The organism is Flavobacterium pasteuri, assembly GCF_048286615.1.
Taxonomy (GTDB): Bacteria; Bacteroidota; Bacteroidia; order Flavobacteriales; family Flavobacteriaceae; genus Flavobacterium.
This window is the reverse complement of the sequence record NZ_JBLVPN010000001.1, coordinates 42,088-62,918: the sequence shown is the minus strand read 5'-3', so window position 1 is coordinate 62,918 and position 20,831 is coordinate 42,088. Positions and strand designations below refer to the sequence as shown.

The 20,831-nt window shown below is 34.4% G+C and carries 21 protein-coding genes and 1 pseudogene; 10 read left to right on the top strand and 12 right to left on the bottom strand.

Annotated elements, in window-relative coordinates; translation table 11 throughout:
- Window positions 1-136: 136 nt before the first annotated feature.
- From proC to ACNQF6_RS00255, 3 genes are all read left to right on the top strand, one after another.
- Window positions 137-913: a pyrroline-5-carboxylate reductase gene (proC, locus tag ACNQF6_RS00265; RefSeq protein ID WP_099713860.1), complete on the top strand. Its 777-nt coding sequence runs from the start codon at window positions 137-139 to the stop codon at window positions 911-913.
- A gap of 139 nt (window positions 914-1,052) precedes the next feature.
- On the top strand, window positions 1,053-1,433 hold the full coding sequence (locus tag ACNQF6_RS00260; protein ID WP_417962172.1) for a Dabb family protein: 381 nt from the start codon (window positions 1,053-1,055) through the stop codon (window positions 1,431-1,433).
- Window positions 1,434-1,488: 55 nt separating this feature from the next.
- Entirely contained in the window at window positions 1,489-2,085 is a 597-nt protein-coding gene (locus ACNQF6_RS00255) for a hypothetical protein (RefSeq protein WP_417962170.1), read from the top strand.
- Window positions 2,086-2,388: 303 nt separating this feature from the next.
- Here ACNQF6_RS00255 and nhaA read toward each other — a convergent pair whose 3' ends face one another.
- Complete coding sequence (nhaA, locus tag ACNQF6_RS00250; RefSeq protein ID WP_282713300.1) at window positions 2,389-3,540, bottom strand: Na+/H+ antiporter NhaA; 1,152 nt, start codon at window positions 3,538-3,540, stop codon at window positions 2,389-2,391.
- 144 nt (window positions 3,541-3,684) lie between these two features.
- Here nhaA and ACNQF6_RS00245 point away from each other — a divergent pair.
- The 4 genes and pseudogenes from ACNQF6_RS00245 to ACNQF6_RS00230 all read left to right on the top strand — a co-directional run.
- A pseudogene (locus tag ACNQF6_RS00245) lies at window positions 3,685-4,623 on the top strand (2-hydroxyacid dehydrogenase); the annotation flags it as partial.
- On the top strand, window positions 4,597-5,034 hold the full coding sequence (locus ACNQF6_RS00240) for a VOC family protein (protein ID WP_417962973.1): 438 nt from the start codon (window positions 4,597-4,599) through the stop codon (window positions 5,032-5,034). The pseudogene ACNQF6_RS00245 and the gene ACNQF6_RS00240, both read left to right, overlap by 27 nt.
- A gap of 52 nt (window positions 5,035-5,086) precedes the next feature.
- Window positions 5,087-5,470, top strand: a complete 384-nt coding sequence (locus tag ACNQF6_RS00235; protein ID WP_417962168.1) for a DUF4234 domain-containing protein — start codon at window positions 5,087-5,089, stop codon at window positions 5,468-5,470.
- Window positions 5,445-5,909, top strand: a complete 465-nt coding sequence (locus ACNQF6_RS00230) for a DUF2752 domain-containing protein (RefSeq protein WP_417962166.1) — start codon at window positions 5,445-5,447, stop codon at window positions 5,907-5,909. Before ACNQF6_RS00235 ends, ACNQF6_RS00230 begins: the two co-directional genes overlap by 26 nt.
- 69 nt (window positions 5,910-5,978) lie before the next feature.
- On the opposite strand, the gene ACNQF6_RS00225 is transcribed toward ACNQF6_RS00230, so the two are convergent.
- Window positions 5,979-7,781 (bottom strand): GNAT family N-acyltransferase, encoded by a 1,803-nt coding sequence (locus ACNQF6_RS00225; protein WP_417962164.1) that lies wholly within the window; start codon window positions 7,779-7,781, stop codon window positions 5,979-5,981.
- Between the two features lie 116 nt (window positions 7,782-7,897).
- Here ACNQF6_RS00225 and ACNQF6_RS00220 point away from each other — a divergent pair, with 116 nt between their 5' ends.
- The 3 genes from ACNQF6_RS00220 to ACNQF6_RS00210 all read left to right on the top strand — a co-directional run bounded on the left by ACNQF6_RS00220 (window position 7,898) and on the right by ACNQF6_RS00210 (window position 11,393).
- Window positions 7,898-8,659: an exodeoxyribonuclease III gene (locus tag ACNQF6_RS00220; RefSeq protein WP_417962163.1), complete on the top strand. Its 762-nt coding sequence runs from the start codon at window positions 7,898-7,900 to the stop codon at window positions 8,657-8,659.
- Window positions 8,660-8,946: 287 nt separating this feature from the next.
- Entirely contained in the window at window positions 8,947-9,888 is a 942-nt protein-coding gene (locus tag ACNQF6_RS00215) for an OmpA/MotB family protein (RefSeq protein WP_417962161.1), read from the top strand.
- Between the two features lie 467 nt (window positions 9,889-10,355).
- A complete protein-coding gene (locus ACNQF6_RS00210; RefSeq protein ID WP_417962159.1) occupies window positions 10,356-11,393 on the top strand; it encodes an aldo/keto reductase in 1,038 nt (345 codons plus the stop codon).
- Between the two features lie 48 nt (window positions 11,394-11,441).
- Here the strand turns inward: ACNQF6_RS00210 and ACNQF6_RS00205 are convergent, their stop codons facing one another.
- The 10 genes from ACNQF6_RS00205 to panC all read right to left on the bottom strand — a co-directional run bounded on the left by ACNQF6_RS00205 (window position 11,442) and on the right by panC (window position 20,773).
- Entirely contained in the window at window positions 11,442-13,409 is a 1,968-nt protein-coding gene (locus ACNQF6_RS00205; protein ID WP_417962157.1) for a transglycosylase domain-containing protein, read from the bottom strand.
- A gap of 485 nt (window positions 13,410-13,894) precedes the next feature.
- A complete protein-coding gene (locus ACNQF6_RS00200; RefSeq protein ID WP_417962155.1) occupies window positions 13,895-14,038 on the bottom strand; it encodes a hypothetical protein in 144 nt (47 codons plus the stop codon).
- Window positions 14,039-14,178: 140 nt separating this feature from the next.
- Entirely contained in the window at window positions 14,179-14,463 is a 285-nt protein-coding gene (locus tag ACNQF6_RS00195) for a hypothetical protein (protein ID WP_417962153.1), read from the bottom strand.
- Between the two features lie 141 nt (window positions 14,464-14,604).
- The gene (locus tag ACNQF6_RS00190) at window positions 14,605-15,129 is read right to left on the bottom strand and encodes a hypothetical protein (protein ID WP_417962151.1); all 525 of its coding nucleotides are present in this window, start codon (window positions 15,127-15,129) and stop codon (window positions 14,605-14,607) included.
- Window positions 15,130-15,236: 107 nt separating this feature from the next.
- A complete protein-coding gene (locus tag ACNQF6_RS00185) occupies window positions 15,237-16,424 on the bottom strand; it encodes a hypothetical protein (RefSeq protein WP_417962149.1) in 1,188 nt (395 codons plus the stop codon).
- Window positions 16,425-16,426: 2 nt separating this feature from the next.
- Window positions 16,427-16,669, bottom strand: a complete 243-nt coding sequence (locus ACNQF6_RS00180) for a hypothetical protein (protein ID WP_417962147.1) — start codon at window positions 16,667-16,669, stop codon at window positions 16,427-16,429.
- 78 nt (window positions 16,670-16,747) lie between these two features.
- A complete protein-coding gene (radA, locus tag ACNQF6_RS00175) occupies window positions 16,748-18,109 on the bottom strand; it encodes a DNA repair protein RadA (RefSeq protein ID WP_417962145.1) in 1,362 nt (453 codons plus the stop codon).
- A complete protein-coding gene (locus ACNQF6_RS00170) occupies window positions 18,109-19,257 on the bottom strand; it encodes an alpha/beta hydrolase (protein ID WP_417962143.1) in 1,149 nt (382 codons plus the stop codon). The genes radA and ACNQF6_RS00170 overlap by 1 nt, the downstream gene beginning before the upstream one ends.
- A gap of 302 nt (window positions 19,258-19,559) precedes the next feature.
- A complete protein-coding gene (panD, locus tag ACNQF6_RS00165; protein WP_417962141.1) occupies window positions 19,560-19,910 on the bottom strand; it encodes an aspartate 1-decarboxylase in 351 nt (116 codons plus the stop codon).
- Window positions 19,911-19,924: 14 nt separating this feature from the next.
- Window positions 19,925-20,773, bottom strand: a complete 849-nt coding sequence (gene panC, locus ACNQF6_RS00160; RefSeq protein ID WP_417962139.1) for a pantoate--beta-alanine ligase — start codon at window positions 20,771-20,773, stop codon at window positions 19,925-19,927.
- Window positions 20,774-20,831 lie beyond the last annotated feature (58 nt).

The window sequence follows — 20,831 nt, the reverse complement described above, 5'->3', positions numbered from 1 at the left end:
GGACTAAGAGAATAGAGAGAAATTGAAAAATAACTAATACAACTATAACTACACAACCAACACTTTTCCCTAACGGCTTACTTTTCTTTGGAGAGTTCTGAAGCTTCGGGAGGGGAGAGGAAAAACCACAACCAGCATGAAAGTACACATTATTGGCGGCGGAAACTTAGGTGTTTCTATCGCATTAGGACTATCAAAATTTTCACCAGAGAACCAAGTAACCGTAACCAGAAGAAACACATCAAGCATTCTGTATCTTGAAAAATTGGGCGCTACGGTTTCCACGAATAATATCCATCAGATTCAGGAGGCCGATGTCATTATCTTGACTATAAAACCGTACCAAGTAGATACCGTTTTAGCCGAAATCCTTCCTGTAATTTCCAATAAAATTATTGCGTCGGCAGTGAGTGGATTGTCCATAGAAAATTTACAAAACAAAATCGGTGCTGCTAATAGTGCCATCCGAATCATGCCCAATATTGCGGCACAGTTTGGCGCATCAGCAACTTGTATTGCGTTTCACGAAAAAGACAAAGAGAAAGCGCAAGATGTAGTTTCTCTTTTTCAGAGTTTAGGAACGGCTCCTATTATTGACGAAAAATTAATGGATGCAGCAACTGTTCTTGCGGCCAGCGGAACGGCTTTTGCGTTGCGATACATTCGCGCATCGATGCAAGCCGGAATCGAAATAGGATTTGACTGGCAAACCGCATTAGCCATCTCAGCACAAACCGTAAAAGGCGCTGCCGAAATGCTACTGGAAGAAAAAGTACACCCGGAACAATTAATTGACCGCGTAACTACACCACAAGGTTGTACCATAGCCGGGTTGAACGAAATGGAAATGCACGGATTCAGTTCGTCCTTGATACGAGGAATCAAAACGTCCTTGAAACAAATCAAGGGGTAAGCCTCCAGTTCCGTAAAATCTTGATTATATAAGCTGCGCAAATGTCTCTGACTTTGCGCAATTTTTTTTACTTAAGCTCCGCAAATATTGATATTTGTTTACACAATCAAATAAATACTATATTTGAAAAAAAACTACCATGAAAAAACTACTTCTTTTAACCCTTATTTTAATTTCAAGTTACACTGTAAATGCACAACAAAATAAACAAAAACAAGTGCTTAGGCATGTGGTGATGTTTGGTTGGAAACCCGGAACCGATACGGCAGCAATTGATAAAGTGGTAACTGCTTTTGGGAATTTGGAACATAAAATTAAATTGATAAAAGCGTATGAATGGGGAGTCAATAACAGTCCTGAAAACTTGAATAATGGTTTGACGCATTGTTTTATCTTAACATTCAACAGTGAAGCCGATAGGGATGCGTATTTGATTCATCCGGATCACAAAGCTTTTGTGGCTGTTTTGAGTCCCGCGCCAGATAAAGTTACCGTAGTTGATTATTGGACTAATAAGTAAACAGAAATCTGCAAAAAAGGTTTGAATCATAAATAATAAACAACAAGTATAATAAATGAAGAAAGTAATAACAGTACTGGTTTTAGTATTCAATCTAAATGCAAACGCTCAAGAAGTACCCGTTGAAAAATCAATTTTTGGAATACAAACCGGATTTGGAGTACACACCGGAATTTGGTTTAACAATGAAAGCAAATTGTCAAGTAGCATCGCATTACGAAGTGAAATTGGTCTTGAAAAGGATTTTACGGTTGGAGATCATTACGATGGCGTCGGTTTTATTTTGCAACCGGTACTAACAGTAGAACCAAGATTTTATTACAATCTGGAAAAAAGGAATGCAAAAGGTAAAAAAACAGCCAATAATAGTGGCAATTATGTTTCAATCAGGACAAGTTATCACCCGGACTGGTTTGTGATTAATTTAGCGGATAACGTAACCAAAACGGCTGATTTAGCTATTGTTCCCACTTGGGGTTTAAAACGCCAAATAGGAAATCATTTCACTTACGAGACTGCTTTAGGGTTTGGGTATCGTGTGGTGTATTTGAAAGAGAATTCAGTTAATGGTAATTTGCAGAATGTAGATGGAACGTATAATAGAAATCAATACATTCCTTATTTGCACATAGGAATAGGATATACTTTTTAGGAAAATAGAAAGCGATCTGAGATTTAGATTATTTTACATATACAAATTAAAAGGCTGTTTTTGGACAGCCTTTTTTGATTTTATATTGTATGATTAAGAATTTTTTTCTAAATATTTTATAATTTTTTTATACAGTTTAATTGCAAAATAGAGAATTACAACTAAAAAACATACTGTAAATACTTGCCATAAAAGTAGACCAAAGCTAAAATCGTTAATTGTTTTTTCCATTTTCAAAAATAAGTAAAAAATCACATAAAGAAAAAGGCTAGATTGATTTTAATTTATCTAATTAGGTTGTGTTTATTTTACTTTAGCAGGTTTCAAATTAAATTTTAACCATAAAAAACCAACTGCTCCCGCAATAAAGGAAGCAATCAAAATCGCAATTTTTGAATAGGTAATGACTTCTTCTCCGTCGTTTTTGAAAGCAAGAAGGGTAATAAAAATAGACATTGTAAAACCTATTCCGCCCAAGATTCCTGCACCTAGAATGCTGCTCCACTTTAGGTCTTTTGGCAGCGTACAAATTCCTAAACTGACAGCTAGGAATGAAAACAACCAAATCCCAAGTGGTTTCCCTACTACGAGACCCAGCATAATTCCAATCGTGTTGGGATGATTCAATCCCTCATGCCAATCTGAATTTATGGCAATACAAGTGTTGGCTACGGCAAACAAAGGAAGAATAAAAAACGCCACTGGTTTGTGTAAAAAATGCTGTAATCGATACGAAGAAGTTTTTTTACCTCCATCACCAAACGGAATTACAAAAGCCAATAACACTCCAGTTATCGTTGCGTGTACACCAGAATTTAACATAAAATACCACATCGCAGCACCACCAATCAAATAAGGAACGAGGCTGTGTACTTTTCTTCGGTTAAGGATAAACAAACCACCCATAATTGCAAAAGCGATAAGTAAATTTACATAAGCAATAGTGTCTGTGTAAAATATGGCAATTACCATAATAGCACCTAAATCATCAATTACGGCAAGCGCAGTCAGAAATACTTTCAAAGATGTAGGGACACGATTTCCTAAAAGAGACAGGATTCCAATAGCAAAAGCGATATCAGTAGCCATAGGGATTCCCGCTCCATTTTGTGTGATAGTCCCAAAATTCAACAGTAAAAAGATTCCGGCAGGAATAACCATTCCGCCTAATGCCCCAAAAATAGGCAAAGCCGCATTTTTAATACTGGATAATTCTCCTTGGTACATTTCACGTTCTAATTCTAACCCAATTAAAAGAAAAAAGATAGCCATTAAGCCATCATTGATCCAGTGTGTTATGGAATGACTTCCAATATTGGTTTCCCAAAAAGCGATATACTCGGTTTTAAAGGCTGAGTTGGCTAATAAAAGAGAGAGTATTGTTGTAAAAAGTAATAAGAGTCCACCGGCTTTTTCGCTTTCGAAAAAAGCATTGAAGGTTTTCGTTAATTTCATTTTTGGGTTTTGATTTATTATAAGCATTAGATTTATAATAAAAAATTGAGAAAGCTAATTTACGATTTAATGAGCTAATTTCCTTCGATAAAACAAAAAACCGTAATTTTTTTGTTAATTTGAAGTATCAAAAAAAATATTTTTATGGATATCAAAGTCCTTCATATCGACAGCAATAATTCCTTACTTTGGGATCAATTGCAACAGTCCGGATTTATAAACCACAGCGATTTTACATCATCAAAAGAGGAAATTGAAGCTAAAATTCAAGATTATCAAGGAATTGTTATTCGTAGCCGATTTAAAATTGACAAGGCTTTCTTGGACAAAGCCACTAATTTACAATTTATTGCACGCGTTGGAGCGGGATTAGAAAGCATCGATTGCGACTATGCAGCATCCAAAAACATTACGCTTATCGCTGCTCCGGAAGGAAATCGAAATGCTGTTGCTGAACATACATTAGGAATGATTTTATCCCTTTTCAATAAATTGAACGAAGCCGATAGCGAGATCCGATCTGGACATTGGAACAGGGAAAGCAATCGAGGGTATGAGTTAGATGGAAGAACTGTTGGGATTATCGGTTACGGAAATATGGGAAAATCATTTGCTAAGAAACTCCGTGGTTTTGATGTCGAAGTGCTGTGTTATGACATTCAGGAAAATGTAGGCGATAGTAATGCCAAGCAGATTTCATTAGCAGAATTTCAACAAAAAGCAGATGTAGTGAGTTTGCATATTCCGTGGACTCCCGAAACAGATAAAATGGTTGACAGTGATTTTATAAATGGATTCGCCAAACCTTTTTGGATTATAAATACGTCTCGTGGCAAGAATATTGTCACTGCTGATTTGGTTGCAGCCATGCAATCCGGAAAAATTCTCGGCGCTGGTTTAGATGTTTTGGAATACGAGAAGTTGTCATTCGAAACACTGTTTCAAGATAAAAATACTCCCGAAGCTTTCCAGTATTTGTTGAAATCTAAGAATGTGATTTTGAGTCCGCATATTGCTGGTTGGACATTCGAAAGTCATGAACGATTAGCACAAGTCATAGTTGATAAAATAAAAGCAAAGTATTTTGGTCAAGCCAAAGATGCCGAGTCGGAGAAACGCGTCACGGGAATTGGTGGTTTCTTTTTTAAATCAAAAAATCCAAAAGAACTAGTTGCTTGGTACGGAAAACATTTAGGTTTAAAAACGGATCAATATGGCTCCACTTTTTGGTGGAAGGACAAAGAGGGGAATGATTGTTCTACCCAATGGTCACCATTTGCAGATGATACTGCATATTTTGCTCCAAGCGAAAAACAGTACATGCAAAACTTTAGAGTAGATGATTTAGAAAAATTATTACAAAAATTATCGGATGAAGGTGTAACAATTGTGGGTGATATGGAGACTTATGAGTATGGAAAATTTGGCTGGATTTTGGATAGCGAAGGAAATAAGATAGAACTTTGGGAGCCAATAGATACAGCATTTCAATAAAATTTTAATTTCAATATTTTAACTAACCTAAATTTAACCTAACCAAACCAAAATGGAAGAAATCGTACAAGAAACTTGGAACACTCCAAGGAAACCCATTCCAGTATTTAAAGTAGATCCAGTATTAGTATTAATTTTTGGGTTTTTAACCTGTGGATTGTATTTAATTTATTGGAATATTAAAGTTGCAGAAGTTTTTAATGCTGTTTCTGAGCGAGAAGTTATCTCACAACCTATCGCCATATTTGCGGGCTGTTGTTATCCTGTAAATATTTATTTCTTTTATTTAGCAGGCAGAGACGGACTTCCGGATGTGTATAGTAGATCAGGTTCAGCTCAAAAAGACGATGCGGTTTTGCTACTTATTTTAGGGCTTTTCTTTCCAATGATTGCCGCAATGATAGTTCAAAATGACATCAATAAATTATACAATTAATAGTAAAGATAAACGTAAAATTTACGGAATTATAGGCGCTGTTCTCACGTTGATGATTCCGTTTTTTTTAATGTTTACTAATGGTGATAATCATCTTGAGACTGATCAGTCTATGTGTCCTTTCAAAATGATTACAGGCTTTCCATGTCCCGGTTGTGGAATTACAAAGTCATTGGTTTATTTTTATCAGGGGAATTTTTACAAGAGCATAAGCTATCATATTTTAGGTCCTTTTGTGATTACATTTAGTGTTGTCAGCATTGTTATACTGTCTATGGAATTAATTACTAAAAAAGAGTATTTTAATGCTGTTATGTACAATAAAAGACTAGCTTATGGTTTGGGTATTTTTCTTGTTGGATATCATCTCATAAGATTGATTTTCTTTATAAAAAACAATTCTTTAGATTCTATTTTGAAAGAGTCCATCTGGAGATAAATTAATTTATATAAAAAATCCCGTCTCGTCTTTTTAGGACGAGACGGGATTTTTTATATCTAGTGGTTACTAGTCTTCTTTGTCATTTAGTTTTCGTTCCAGTTCAGCCTGAAATTCTTCCATTACGGGCTTCATGGTGCTTTCCGGAATATCTGCAATTCTGATATACATTAATCCATCTACAGCATTATTGAACAGCGGATCCACATTAAAAGCAACCACTTTTGCGTTTTGTTTGATGTATTTTTTAATCAAAACTGGTAAACGCAAACTTCCTGGTTCCAATTCGTCAATAATTTTATCAAACTTATTCAAATCCGATTCGGTTTCGTTAAAAATGAAATCTTTGTCGGCATCTTTTAGTTTTACTTTATACGCTTTCTTGGGGTGAATGTATTGTGCAATATACGGATCATAATAATTTGATTTCATGAATTCAATCATCAGCGATTTTGAGAAATCTGAAAATTGATTACTGATACTCACACCCCCCAGTAGAAATTTATGTTCTGGGTAACGTAACGTAGTATGCATAATCCCTTTCCAAAGCAGGAAAAGAGGCATTGGTTTTTGTTGGTATTCTTTGATGATGAAGGCACGACCCATTTCTATGGATTTGTGCATCATATCATATAGTTCAGGTTCAAATCGGAATAAGTCGTTGAGGTAGAAACCATTTATTCCATACTTTGGGTAAATTTCTGAACCCAAGCCCATTCGGTATGCACCAGCAATTTTATGGGCTTCATTATCCCACAAAAAAAGATGATGGTAATATTGATCGTGTTTGTCTAAGTCAATAGGTTCGTTTGTTCCTTCTCCTACTTCTCTGAAAGTGATTTCTCGAAGACGGCCAATCTCGTGTAAGATATTAGGAATTTTAGATGCTCTTGCAAAGAAAACTTCGTAATTTTTACTTTGTAAAAGTCGGCAATCCGTGCTGCGTAATGCATCTACTTCCTTAATCATTTTGTCCTGACTTGCGGCAGTAACAATTTTCTTTGGGCTTTTAGGAATTTTTAAAGTGGGTGTTGGTAAAAAGTTGCTTTCTTTTTCGAAAGGATTAGCTAACATGTAGGTTTTCTTTCTTAAAAATTCCGAATATTCCTCAATAGTTGCATGTTCGTTTTGTTCGCTTACAGAAATTGGTTTACCAATACGTACTTTAATCACGCGTCGTTTCTGGCTGAACACTTCCGAAGGTAGTTTTGCTGTTCTAAAAGTGCTGCTTATTTTAGATAGCAAATAAAACAATCGGCTGTTTTTTGCATGAAAATAAATTGGGACAACAGGAACTTGGGCTTTTCTAATGACTTTAATTGCACCTTCTTCCCAAGGTTTATCCACCATCAATTTTCCATCTTTGTAAGTAGAAACTTCTCCGGCAGGAAACATTCCTAATGGTTTCCCATCGCTTAAATGACGTAGAGTTTCTTTAATTCCCACTACGCTTGATTTGGCATCCTTATGATTTTCAAAAGGATTTACTGGCATGATGTATTTCTTGAGAGGGGCAATACGATGCAAAAGAAAATTGGCTATTATTTTGAAATTTGGCTCTCTTTCAAGCATTAGTTTCAATAATAAAACACCATCAATACCTCCCAGAGGATGATTTGAAATGGTGATATAAGCGCCTTCTTTTGGTAAACGTTTTAAATCCTCTTCTGGAATTTCGAATTTTATTTGTAAATCATCTAATATACCATTTAAAAATGCAACGTCTTTTAAATGTTTATTTCTGTCGTATACTTTGTTTAAGGTAGAGATTTTTAGCACCTTCATTAGCATCCAGCCAGAAAAAGTCCCCAGAACTCCGTACTTGTCTGCATTTATTGCTTTTGCAACTTCTTTCGCGGTTACTAAACCCATGTATTTTTTTGTTTTTTTAGAGCAAGAAACAAAGATAGCAAAAAACTCCATTTTCTCTATTTTTCTGAATCAAACTTCTACTTTTTTGTTACATTTGGAAATCAAAAAATACTTTAATGAGAATTATTTCATACAACGTAAACGGAATCAGAGCGGCTATTTCAAAAGGATTTATTGACTGGTTGCAGCACGCAAATCCTGATGTTATTTGTCTTCAGGAAATTAAAGCAACTGAAGATCAAATACCAGTCGAAGATATTGCAAAAGCAGGTTATCCATACCAATATTACTATTCAGCAACCAAAAAAGGATATAGTGGCGTAGCGATTCTATCGAAAATCAAACCCAATAATGTCGTTCACGGAACCGGAATTCACCACATGGATTTCGAAGGAAGAAACCTTCGTGCTGATTTTGATGATTTTTCAGTGATGAGTTTGTACCTGCCATCAGGGACAAATATAGATCGATTGGACCATAAATTTACATTCATGGATGATTTTCAAAACTACATCAACGAACTCAAAAAAGAAACGCCAAACCTAATTATCTGTGGGGATTACAACATTTGCCACGAGGCAATCGATATTCACGATCCAATCCGAAACAAAAATGTTTCCGGATTTTTGCCGCAAGAAAGAGCCTGGCTCGATGGATTTATGAAGTCTGGATTTGTCGATAGTTTTCGCCATTTCAACAACGAGCCGCACCAATATTCGTGGTGGAGTTACCGCGCCGGAGCCAGAGGAAACAACAAGGGTTGGCGCATCGATTATAATTTAGTCAGCGATTCTTTAAAACATAAATTAAAAAGAGCCGTTATTTTATCAGATGCTGTGCATTCGGATCATTGCCCAATTTTGGTAGAAATCGAGTAAAAGATTTATAGACCTGAAACTTGTCACCCTGAGCGCACTCGAAGGGAGGAGCTGTTTCCCGCTTTAGTCTGCAAATGAAATTCACTGAACACCAAAGTAGAATATTAACTTAGTGAAGTAATCTTGTTTTTTTTAAAGAAAAAAACAACATGGATTTTCGTTTCAAACGAGGTTAATTGAACTCCTATGAAGGCAAAAGTATAGTGAGGTAATCGGGGCTAGGGCATTAATACTATTTGATTTTTTGGGTTCAAAACAACATTAGAAACAACATAAATACATACAAAATGATTAAAAGAGTTTCCATCGGATTATTAGTATTGGCGCTTTCGAGCTCCTGTGTATCCAAGAAAATATACAACGACTTAGAAAGTAAGTTCACCGATTTAAAAAAAGAAAACAGAAGTTTAGCAGATGAAAATGCCGATTTGCTAAAAGCTAAAAATCAATTAGAATTAGACCGTGACGGCTTAAAAACTGATTTGAGTAAATCCAAAGCCGAACTGGATAAATTGAAAGCAGATTACGCGGTGGCTCAAAATAAATTCAAAGTCCTGCAGGATTCTTATGCCGCTTTAGAAAAAAATAGCGGTGATGCTTTGCAAAGCAACATGAAGAAAAACCGTGATTTGCTTGATCAATTAGACGAAAAAGGAAAAGCATTGGCATTAGAACAAGAGCGATTGAGCAAAAGCGCACAACGTTTACAAGAATTAGAAGATTTGATTGCTGCCAAAGAAGCCAGCATGAAAAAACTAAAAGAAACCCTGTCTAAAGCCTTGAACAGTTTTGAAGGAAAAGGATTGACAGTGGAACAAAAAAACGGGAAAGTATATGTTTCCATGGAGAACAAACTACTTTTTAATTCCGGAAGTTGGGCTGTAGGTTCCGAAGGGAAAAAAGCAGTTGTAGAATTAGGTAAAGTTTTGGGTGACAATCCAGATATCTCAGTACTCATTGAAGGTCATACGGATGATGATGCGTTTACAGCTTCAGGTCCAATTGCGGATAACTGGGATTTATCAACTAAAAGAGCCACAGCAATTGTAGCTATTTTGAGCGAAAACAAAAAAATCAATAAGCAAAATCTTACTGCGGCAGGAAGAGGAGAATTCTCTCCATTAGGAAGCAATGTAACTGCCGAAGGAAAAGCTAAAAACCGTAGAATCGAAATCATTCTAACGCCAAGATTAGACGAAATTGCCGAAATGTTGAATGAGATAAATTAAAAAGAAGCAAAGTTTTAAAGCAGTAAAGGTTCAGAGTATATGCTTTGAGCCTTTCTGTTTTCTGGTTACGAGATGTTTTGGAAAGCATCCAAAATCAACAAGTTTCACCATTTAGGAATTAAGAAAATTAAGTGTTGATTCTTAATGAAACTTAATCTCTTAATGGTTTTAAAAAAAAAAATTTTTTTCGAAAAATATCCAAAATCAACAAGGTTCATTATTAAGGAATTAAGAGAATTAAGCGTTGATTCTTAATGAAGCTTAATTTCTTAATGGTTAAAAAGAGAACCTTTTCTTAATCGCAAATCTGCTAATTTCATCTTTCGATGGAAGGTTTTGATTGGCGAATTAGCGGTTATTGTTTTTAACATGCTGTAAACGTTTCTCAATTTTCTGTTAACTGTAAATTTAAACCACAAACTAATTTTATCTTTGTTTTCGAAAAATGAAATACAATTTCCTTAAAAATGAAATACACTACTTTACCCAATACTGATATAAAAGTCAGCAAAATTTGTCTTGGAACCATGACTTTTGGACAACAAAACACGGAAGCTGATGGTCATGCTCAAATGGATTATGCTTTAGAAAACGGAGTCAATTTCTTTGACACTGCTGAAATGTATTCGGTTCCAGCGCGTCAGGAAACTTATGGAAGTACAGAAAAAATTATTGGAACTTGGTTCAAAAAATCAGGAAAAAGAGAAGAAATAGTCTTGGCTTCTAAAATTGCCGGGCCCAATCCTAATTTTGGCTACATGAGAGAGAAATTAGATTTCTCACCAGCCAGCATCAAGTTTGCATTGGATAATAGTTTACAACGCTTACAAACGGATTATATTGATGTGTACCAATTGCATTGGCCAGAACGCAAAACCAATTATTTTGGACAACGAGGTTTCAAAGTACAGGATGATGCTTGGGAAGATAACATTCACAATGTATTGGAAACATTAGACGGTTTTATCAAAGAAGGAAAAATAAACCACATCGGACTTTCAAATGAAAATCCATGGGGAATCATGCGTTTTCTAGAGGAAAGCAAATACAACAATTTACCAAGAGTAAAAACGATTCAAAATCCATATTCGTTATTGAACAGACTATTTGAAAACGGTTCGGCCGAAGTCTGCCTTAGAGAAAATGTGGGTTTATTGGCGTATTCGCCAATGGCTTTTGGGGTTTTGTCCGGTAAATTCCTAACAGGTGAAAATCATCCAAATGCCAGAATCAAGTTGTTTCCGCAGTATTCCAGATACAACAGCGCACAAAGTACCGAGGCTACAAGATTGTATCAGGAAATAGCCAAGAAAAATGGACTGACTTTAACGGAATTGTCTTTGGCATTTATAGAACAACAGCCGTTTGTAACCAGCACGATTATTGGCGCAACAACATTGGAACAATTAAAAGAAAATATTGATACGATTCAAGTGTCACTTTCGGATGAAATTCTAAAAGCAATTGATGAAGTACAGGCTGTGATTCCTGATCCGGCACCGTAAAGTAATAAACCCTATCAGAGTTCAAAACTCTGATAGGGTTATTTTTAATTAAAGATCAAATTCCTCGTCAACGGCTAAAGAATCCACTTTTATTTGCGTTGAATCTTGTACTTTGAATTTGATAAAAGATCGTGCAGGTCCTGAAATTAGTATGGGTAAGGATTTGTAAATAGTGTCTTCTGGAGTCAAAAGTCCTCTTCGAAACATAATATTCGTTAGAAAAGATTCTTGTTTTACTGCAAAATCTTTCAACATCCCTTGATCGTTGAACTGGTACATGAATTTTTTAGGACTTGGAATAATTCTGGCGAGATACAAGCATTCGTTCAGCGATAATTCCGAAGGTGTTTTTTGAAAATAAAACTGACTTGCCTCGCCAATTCCATATACATTTGGACCCCATTCGATAATATTAAAATATACTTCGAGCATGCGTTCCTTGTTTACAATTCGGTTGTTTTCCAGAATGTAAACCAATAAAATTTCCTCCAGTTTGCGGGATACGGTTTTCTCCCGACTCAGAAAAGCATTCTTTACTAATTGCATGCTGATCGTGCTGGCGCCACGGGAAAACTTTTTGGTTCTTATGTTTTTGACTATGGATTGTTTGAATGCTTCGCTGATGAAACCACGATGCGAAAAGAAAGAAGGATCTTCTGTAGTTAAAACGGATTTTCTTAAATACGGGGAAATTTGGTCTAATGGCGTATAATTTGGATTGGCAGAACCAACTAAAATAGGGCGCTGCAACACATTTTTTATAAGAGCATGATATACAAATTCGCCATTGAGTTTGTTGAGATTCGCTTCGCCATATTTGGTGATTTTCAGATTTTCTTTCTTCAATTTACTGTCAAAAACCAGTTGATTCGGTTTGTTTTGGTTGAAGGCAAAATCCAATTTGTAATCAAAAGTACCGCTCGCTTCCATTCCTTGAAAGTGGGTGAATAAACCGTCAGGTAGCGAGGTGATAAAGTCCTGCGCTTTCATTTTTGGGAGAGTAACCTTGAGTTTGTAAATCGTATCTTTTTCGGTTTCATAGGCTACGTAGGGATGAAATTTTATCTTGTTCAACTGAACTGTTGAGCTGCTGTCAATCGAAATAAAATCAGAACCCAATAAGAATCGGTAATCAAATTTTGCATTCTTAAGAATAACATCTTTGCTGGCAATTTTCGGGTGGTTTAGTTTTAAATTGGCAATAGCCATAAAGCCATCAATATGCAATTCGTCACCGTCTTTATCAATGTTTTGAATGTTCAATCGAATAGAGTCAAAGCTTGATTTCAGGTTAAAACGCTCGTCTAAATACGGCATTTGGATGGCACCCGAATCAATATTAACGAAACGGATATCGGCTTTTTTGTTTCTTGGATCAGCAAACCCTTTGATTCTCCACCGTTGTGAAATGGTATTGGTTTGAACTTGAATAGATGTTTCTAGTTGTTTGTTGACCAATCGCAGTTTTTGGAAATTAATGGTTGCTTTTTTTCCGTTATCATTGAGTCGAAAAGAAAGATTGTCCAGAATCATATCCGTAGGGACTAAATTCAGTGCTTTTGAGATTATTCTGTAGGCAAACTGTGCGTAATCTCTTTTCTCGTCGCGTATTTCCGTTTGGTTGTCTTTTTTTAGAAAAGCATCAAAATTCCTCAGTTTTCCTTTTTTTACTAACTGGACAAAACCGTTCTGGACTTCTAAAGTTCCAAGTTGAACATCTCCCGTTATGAGATGCCATAAATTGACGCTGGTTTTTAGTTTTTGGATTTTAAAAAGCGTGTCTCTGTTTTTTGGAACCAGTATTATTTCGGTAAGATTCAAACCCGATAATCCGTCAAAAGAAGCTTTTTTTATGGTAAAAGAGCTGTTGTAATCAACTTCCATTTCATTCGAAACTTTTGCTATTGTTTGTTGTAAAACGGCATCTCGAAAGATATAAAAAGCAATAATTAAAGTGACAAACAATACAAAAAGTATTTTTGCTGCTAGAATTAATTTTTGTTTTCCGGTTTTCATAAACAGTTTAATAAGTAATACAATCTAAAATACAATGCGTTTGGAATCTCGGCCATAAAGAAAAGGAAAATAATACTAAGGGAAAGATTTTTATAGTTTTCTTTAGAATATTGATTGGGGAAAATGATTTTTTAAATAAATAACTACAACCATAAAGCGTTGTAGTTTTTAAATTATTGTGTAGCAGCTAAATTTGCTTTAGGGTTTTGGTTCTTTATATTCAAAAGGGTTGTAAAAGCGTCTTACTTTTTCCACAATCTGGTTTAAGGTCATTTTATAAGCTGTTTCTTCGGCTTTTAGCTTTCCGAGTTCAATTAAATGACCCGTCATTAATTTTGTTCCAATTTAGTTTTGGTTTGCGCCGGACCAAAAACAATAAGTTCATCCGATTTTTTGACATAAGACAGCACTGATTTTATAAAATAATCAAGCTCTTGTTTTTTTCGGTCGTCAAATTTTCTGTCGCTATTGCCATGATGAACTCCTTAGAAAGTTTTATTACTTTCGTCATTATGATGTGCGCTGTTTTCAACCTCAGAATCTATTTCGGTAATTTTTTCTGTATCACCATCAAGAGCAACAATTATTGCTTTTGAGGAGTCTATCCAAATGCCAGTTTGTCTTTTCATGTCTTTGATGTTTTAAATTAAAAAAGATTGTTTTTTACTGTTTTATTGCAATAGAATCGCGCTTAGTTGACTTATTAAAACGTTTTTTGATTTATTTTTTACTGAAAATGAATAAGCTATGACGTTGGCAGTTTTTAGAATCAAGGCATTAATTTCCGGAGTGAATAAGTGTTGATGTTCTGCTCTGAAAATTTTAAAGTCGGGAAACACTTGTTCCAAATCTCATTCATTGGCGACAAGCCAGTCAAAAACAATCTTAATTTCATAAGCAGTGTCGTCCCAAATTCATTAAAACTATTTTCAACCAAAAGCCATTCGGTCTTTATTATTTGTTTCAGTTTGTTGATTTCTTCTTTACGAATGGTTTTGTCTATGGCCGCAATAGAATAGAACACTTTGCCTAAGTGTTCGTATAAATGAGTCATAGTTTGGTGTGAAGGCTTTATTATTTTTTTAGTAAAGTATTGATAAACATAAATTTAACAAAAAAAATGAATTACTTTGCTGCTTTTTCTTTTTATTTAAAATAAGAAATAAATAAGGAAATCATGGAAACAGGAAAGGTGCTATTCTGTTTTTGGATTCAGAAAAGACATCAGATTGTCAGTTTTCAGTTTTTGATTGGCATATTTTAATTGAAGCTCAGAACCTTCGCCCATTCTATTGTAGTATTCCAATGCTTTTTTTGCAAAGAAGCGTTTGTGAAAATCAGAAAGCTCAGGAATTTGAGGAAATTTTATATGAAAAAGCATTTCGTAATACGCTTGCCATTCTCTTTCGTTTTTGTCTTCAATCACGTTTGTCTTTGTTTTTTGACTCACGTGAATCATTTCATGCGCCAAAAGATTGAGCATTAATTCCAATGGATATTCGAATGTATTTTCGGGAATTCGGATGATTTGAGGTTCGCCAAGAGCGCCTTCAGTGGTCATTAGGATAAACTCTGGCTTTGCTTTTTCTCTTAATTCAAAACCTTTAAAATTGGGGTTTTCTAAACCGTATTCTTCAATTAAAAACTGGGCAGCAGTAATGGTTTCACCAAGCTCATGAAAGGTATTTACGATTTGTAAGTGTTCTGGAAACGATTTCATTTTTTATTTTGTTTTAAAAATCATCCAAACAACTCACTCGCCACATCTTCAATTTTAGCATTAATTGGATCTAAAACAATATTTTTCGGATTAACGGATCAATGATATTATTCTTTTTCTGCTCGTTTCTTTGAATCACTAAGTATGATTACCATAAAAAGAAAGAATAAAAAAATTATCAAAAGTGTCCACCAAACATTAAGAATTTTAAAAAACCACAAAAGAGGAATATTAAATAGAGTTACCCCTAAAATAAAATTCTTAAAACCTAAAGGTTTATCAATTAAATTCAAGAGTTCTAATAAATAATTTCTAATTGAAATTAGGGTAAGGTAACCAATTAAACCTATTATGATTTTTCTTTTTATTGTCAGAATTAAATCATGTTGAATAATCCAAGGTGTAAGTACAATTACTGTTAAAATAAGATAATAAAGCGAGTTTATGAGTGCTTGTCTTCTTTCTTTTAAATTTAAAACTTGCTCAACATAAGTTAAATTAATGTTTATTATTCTATCATCAAAAAGAGTTAGAATATCTCCAGGGATATATTTTTTGTAAACAACTTTATCGGAATAAACTTTGTGTCTCTCATATACGTTTTCTTCATTTTCTATTGATGTTTCAATATCTTGATTTCTAGTATTTAAAATGGATATGAATTTATAAGCATCTTTTAATATTATACAATTTAGTCTGTTTGTTAACGGGTCAATAAAATAGTTTTGTACATAACCACTATAAAGTTCTGTTTTGTCTTTACACTCAATTAAAACATCGGCATTTGTATATAAATATTTATTGCTAGAGTTTTTCTTACCATTTATTTTTTTTGATCTAATTAGATAATGCCAATAATTTTTATATCTAAGTGCGGGAATATATGCATCAATATTAGTTAAACGAATTAATTTATAAGAAACAAAACCTGTAAAAATTGAAATAAAATATATTATTAAAATTAGATAGATATAGTTTTTATAAAAATATTTGTCAACATCGCTCTTTTCAGGTAATTTATTAGCAGATAAAGTTTCGAATAATTTTTTCACATTTTCATATGATACATATTCTTGTGTTTTTATGTTTGTATAGGTTTCTATAAAAATAAATCCCAGAACACTCAATGTAATAATTAGGGTACTGAAAAATAAAGTCCAAAGCAATCTTTCCATCAAGTTACCTTGTTGAAATTGTTTTGTAAAATCACCACTAAAATAAAATTTCCTGAACAAGAGCCCAGGAAATATAAATATTAGTATATAGAATATAGTGTTTAATGCTAGATTATCCAATTTTAACCTAATGAAATTGTTATTGTTTTGTTTGAAAGTTTAACTTCCTTTTCTTTAATGTTTTTGTTGTTTAATAAATAATCAACGGCATCATCAAGTTTCTTTTTGTCTTTTGGATTTTCAATAATGTCCATAACTTCATTGCTAATTAATGAATTTTCATTTGAGAATTCAGAAGTTAGTCCAGATACCAAATTGTCCAAAGTGGTTTTAACGTTTGTTAAAAAAATTGATATAGTTTCCATAGTGTAGATGGTTTTGTAAACGTCATTCAAAGTTAGTTCCAAAAAACTGATTCACAACCTTTTTAACAAATTATTTTATTACCCAAACAATTCACTCGCCACATCTTCAATTTTGGCTACCAATCTGATTTTGATTCCGGTATTTTTCAACGCAATTTTGTTGTATTTGGATACAAAAATGGTCGAAAAACCTAATTTCTCAGCTTCCTGAATACGTTGATCCACTCGGTTTACAGGACGTATTTCGCCAGAAAGTCCCACTTCGCCAGCAAAGCAAAAATCTTTATTGACTGCAATATCTTCATTTGAGGATAAAATGGCGGCTACAACAGCTAAATCTATCGCCGGATCATCTACTGAAATTCCTCCCGTTACGTTCAGGAAAACATCCTTGGCGCCAAGCCTGAAACCAGCTCTTTTTTCTAAAACAGCCAGAATCATATTGAGTCTTTTCGCATTATAACCTGTCGTGCTGCGTTGCGGTGTTCCGTAAACTGCGGTGCTTACCAAGGCTTGGATTTCAATCATCAACGGGCGCATACCTTCTAATGTTGAGGCAATCGCGGTTCCGGATAATTCCTCGTCTTTGTGTGAAATCAATATTTCCGATGGATTAGAAACTTCTCGCAAGCCATTACCAAGCATTTCATAAATACCAATTTCGGCAGTAGAACCGAAACGGTTTTTTAACGAACGTAAGATTCGGTATACGTGATTTCTGTCGCCTTCAAATTGTAAAACCGTATCGACCATGTGTTCCAGGATTTTTGGCCCTGCAATGTTTCCATCTTTGGTAATATGACCAATCAGAATCACGGGAATATTGGTTTCTTTGGCAAACTTGATCAACTCGGCGGTGGTTTCTCTAATTTGAGAAATACTGCCGGGAGTAGATTCAATATAATCCGTATGCAAAGTTTGAATGGAATCGATAATCACGATTTCCGGTTCAATGGCTTCAATTTGCTTGAAGATATTTTGGGTTTTGGTTTCGGTAAGAATATAGCAATTGTCACCGCTTGGCGTGATTCTTTCGGCACGCATTTTTATTTGTTTCTGACTTTCCTCGCCAGATACATACAAGGTTTTATAAGGTAATTTTAAAGAGATTTGTAGCAAAAGCGTACTTTTTCCTATTCCAGGTTCGCCACCTAATAAAATCAAAGAACCCGGAACGATTCCACCACCCAGCACGCGATTGAGTTCTGCATCAGTTGTATCCATACGGATTTCTTGAGCTGAATCAATTTCGTCTATTCGTAAAGGTTTTGGTGCTTTACTTGTTGCAGCTGATTCACTCTTCCAAGCTGTTTTTTCCTGTTTTTGGATAATTTCTTCCGCAATGGTATTCCATTCTTTACAAGAATTGCATTGTCCTTGCCATTTTGCATATTGTGCGCCACAGTTTTGGCAAAAAAAAGTTGTTTTTACTTTCGACATTATTTTTTTGGTGTTTGGCTTGTCATGTCATCGTATTTTTCCATCATCATGTTTTTTGTAAGGTCGCCAATTTCCTCTAATTGAGAAGCACTTTGATAGCGTTTTGCCGCTTTCTTAGGGTCGCCCATTTTTTCATACATTAAACCCAATTCATAATCGGCAAGCATTGACTTTGGATAATTTTTATTGGCAATTTCAGCTAATTTATCCAATTCAGGATAGGCTTTGTTTTTTAGAATTGCCGCTTCAATGGCTTTGAAATCGTTGACACGAATAGGTATTTTTAAACCTAAACTTTTGGACAAAGCAGTATATTTATTGGTCAAATAATCCACATAACCGGATTGAAGAACAGCAATTTTTTCGCTGTATTCAGTAGATGAGATGGGTTTGTAAGCATCAAAAAATTGGTATAAGGCATTTGGAATCGAGTATAGTATAAGCGAATAGTGCGATGTGCCTTTAAAATTATCGAACTTGTAATTTAATTCAGGATTAGTAACCTGTTTTATATTTTTGTCTAGTTTTTTTATAGACTCTTGAATTTTTTTTACATCGCCATCTCCATTGGATTGATAATAAAAAATAGGTTGTTTTATATTTGAAAGTTTTTCTGGAATGATATTTTCCATTTCAGGAGCCAGTTCCGGGCTTAATGAAATATATCCATTGAATATAGGATTGTCTTTGTACAGAAAAAAGTTTAAAAATCCCGCCGTAGTGTCGTGTCCTGCAATGATTCGGAATGGTGCAACTGGGTATTTTTTTTCGATATAAGGAAGTAACTCGGCACCAATAAACTCAAAGAATTTTGCGCCTTTTCCCGATGGAACACCATCCGCTTCATCATAAGTGCTGTCATCAAAGCGTTCGTTATTTTTGTTTTGGCTTATGCCAACGACAATCATTTCTGGTAAATCATCCCAATAGGCACCATAATTCAAAGCGCCATAAAATGGGTCAAATAAGTAATCGCCATCGAGTAAAATAAGTACCGGATACTTTTTATTTGGGTTTTTTTCGAAAGAAGGCGGAAGTCCAATTGTGATTTCACGGCTTTCGCCCAAAGCGTTTGATTCAAATGGTATGGTGGTTTTTTGTGAAAATAGTGTAATAGAGAAGAATAAAAATAGTAGTAGTTGTTTCATAATGTGGAGCGTTTAGAAATTAAAGTACACCTAAATAAGAGAGCAATATAATACTTTATTTACTTTTATTTAAAAAACAAGAAAAGTTAAGGCGCCAGAATTGCACTTGCTTTTTTGAAAAATAAATAGGATTTATTGAGTTTAAAAATGCGCTAAACAAAAAACAACTGGATATCTGATTTTGAGTTAAGTAAATCAGATATTCAGTATTTTGTGGAGTTAAATACTTTTACTTTGAGTTTTTAAATAAGGGATTTATTTTTTTAAAAAAGTAAGTCAGTACATATTTATTCTTTGAAGAATTAAGTCAAAGAATTGTCATTTTCGTTAGGGAAAATAATCCAGGGTTTAAAACTTTTTGCTTCCTCAAATTCTAATGTAGCATAAGAAATAATGATGATAATGTCATCTTTTTGCACTCTTCTGGCTGCTGGACCATTTAAGGTTATGATGCCTGAGTTTTTTTCGCCTTTGATGGCGTAGGTGTCAAAACGTTCTCCATTGTTTATATTTACAATGAATACTCTTTCTCCTTCAATGATATTGGAGGCTTCCAGTAAAGCTTCGTCTATGGTAATGCTACCGATATAATTTAAATCGGCGCCAGTTACTTTTACTCGGTGTATTTTTGATTTTACGACTTGAATTTGCATGCTACAAAAGTAAATTAATTTAATGAAATGGTGTCAATCAATCGAATATTATTGACAAGTACCGCAATAAAGGCACGGTATTTTTTATTTTTATTTTTTCGGGTACAAGGTAAAAGTGTTGCCTCATCAGCAATTACAAAATATTCTAATGTGAAGCGCTTGTTCTTGTTGAATGATTTTTGAACCCATTCTGAAATACTTGTAGTATTATTTGTTGCAAATTTTTCTTTTACCGCGGTTAGTGTTTGATAAATAATTGCCGCTTCGTTTCTTTCCTCTGTTGACAAGCGTTCGTTTCTGGAGCTCATGGCAAGATTATTGGATTCTCTGTAAATAGGACAACCAATCACGTTCACTTTTAAGTGGTTTTTGGCTACCATTTTTTTGACAATTTGTAATTGTTGAAAATCTTTTTCACCAAAATACGCATTTGTTGGTTCCACTATTTCAAAAAGACGTTTTACAATCGTGCCTACGCCATTAAAATGTCCGGGTCTGAATTTGCCTTCCATTTGATTTTCAAGACCATCAAAATCGAAAGATTGAGAAAGGGGTTTTCCATCATAAATGTCGTCAACAGATGGGGCGTATAGAATTATATTTGGATTTAAAGCTGTAAGTTTTTTTACGTCTTCGTCTAATGTTCTTGGGTATTTCGCTAAATCTTCAGGATTATTAAATTGTGTTGGATTTACAAAAATACTCACAACAGTATTTTCATTTTCTAGTTGCGATTTTTGCATTAATGCCAAATGACCTTGATGTAAAGCGCCCATCGTAGGAACAAATCCAATAGTGGATTGGACGGTTTTTATGGATTTCAAATAGTCGATTAAAGATGCTTTTCCGTAGAAAATATGCATGGCAGTATTATTAAAATTAAATGCAAACTTACTATTTTAGTTAATAACTGCATAAATT

Coding starts and splice junctions, on each gene's coding strand:
- ACNQF6_RS00260 (WP_417962172.1), top strand. CDS start 1,053: ATGAAAAAACTACTTCTTTTAACCCTTATTTTAATTTCAAGTTACACT.
- ACNQF6_RS00195 (WP_417962153.1), bottom strand. CDS start 14,463: ATGACTCATTTATACGAACACTTAGGCAAAGTGTTCTATTCTATTGCG.
- ACNQF6_RS00215 (WP_417962161.1), top strand. CDS start 8,947: ATGATTAAAAGAGTTTCCATCGGATTATTAGTATTGGCGCTTTCGAGC.
- panC (WP_417962139.1), bottom strand. CDS start 20,773: ATGCATATTTTCTACGGAAAAGCATCTTTAATCGACTATTTGAAATCC.
- ACNQF6_RS00210 (WP_417962159.1), top strand. CDS start 10,356: ATGAAATACACTACTTTACCCAATACTGATATAAAAGTCAGCAAAATT.
- nhaA (WP_282713300.1), bottom strand. CDS start 3,540: ATGAAATTAACGAAAACCTTCAATGCTTTTTTCGAAAGCGAAAAAGCC.
- ACNQF6_RS00255 (WP_417962170.1), top strand. CDS start 1,489: ATGAAGAAAGTAATAACAGTACTGGTTTTAGTATTCAATCTAAATGCA.
- ACNQF6_RS00230 (WP_417962166.1), top strand. CDS start 5,445: ATGACATCAATAAATTATACAATTAATAGTAAAGATAAACGTAAAATT.
- ACNQF6_RS00225 (WP_417962164.1), bottom strand. CDS start 7,781: ATGGGTTTAGTAACCGCGAAAGAAGTTGCAAAAGCAATAAATGCAGAC.
- panD (WP_417962141.1), bottom strand. CDS start 19,910: ATGCAAATTCAAGTCGTAAAATCAAAAATACACCGAGTAAAAGTAACT.
- ACNQF6_RS00190 (WP_417962151.1), bottom strand. CDS start 15,129: ATGAAATCGTTTCCAGAACACTTACAAATCGTAAATACCTTTCATGAG.
- radA (WP_417962145.1), bottom strand. CDS start 18,109: ATGTCGAAAGTAAAAACAACTTTTTTTTGCCAAAACTGTGGCGCACAA.
- ACNQF6_RS00180 (WP_417962147.1), bottom strand. CDS start 16,669: ATGGAAACTATATCAATTTTTTTAACAAACGTTAAAACCACTTTGGAC.
- ACNQF6_RS00200 (WP_417962155.1), bottom strand. CDS start 14,038: ATGAAAAGACAAACTGGCATTTGGATAGACTCCTCAAAAGCAATAATT.
- ACNQF6_RS00170 (WP_417962143.1), bottom strand. CDS start 19,257: ATGAAACAACTACTACTATTTTTATTCTTCTCTATTACACTATTTTCA.
- ACNQF6_RS00220 (WP_417962163.1), top strand. CDS start 7,898: ATGAGAATTATTTCATACAACGTAAACGGAATCAGAGCGGCTATTTCA.
- ACNQF6_RS00205 (WP_417962157.1), bottom strand. CDS start 13,409: ATGAAAACCGGAAAACAAAAATTAATTCTAGCAGCAAAAATACTTTTT.
- proC (WP_099713860.1), top strand. CDS start 137: ATGAAAGTACACATTATTGGCGGCGGAAACTTAGGTGTTTCTATCGCA.
- ACNQF6_RS00235 (WP_417962168.1), top strand. CDS start 5,087: ATGGAAGAAATCGTACAAGAAACTTGGAACACTCCAAGGAAACCCATT.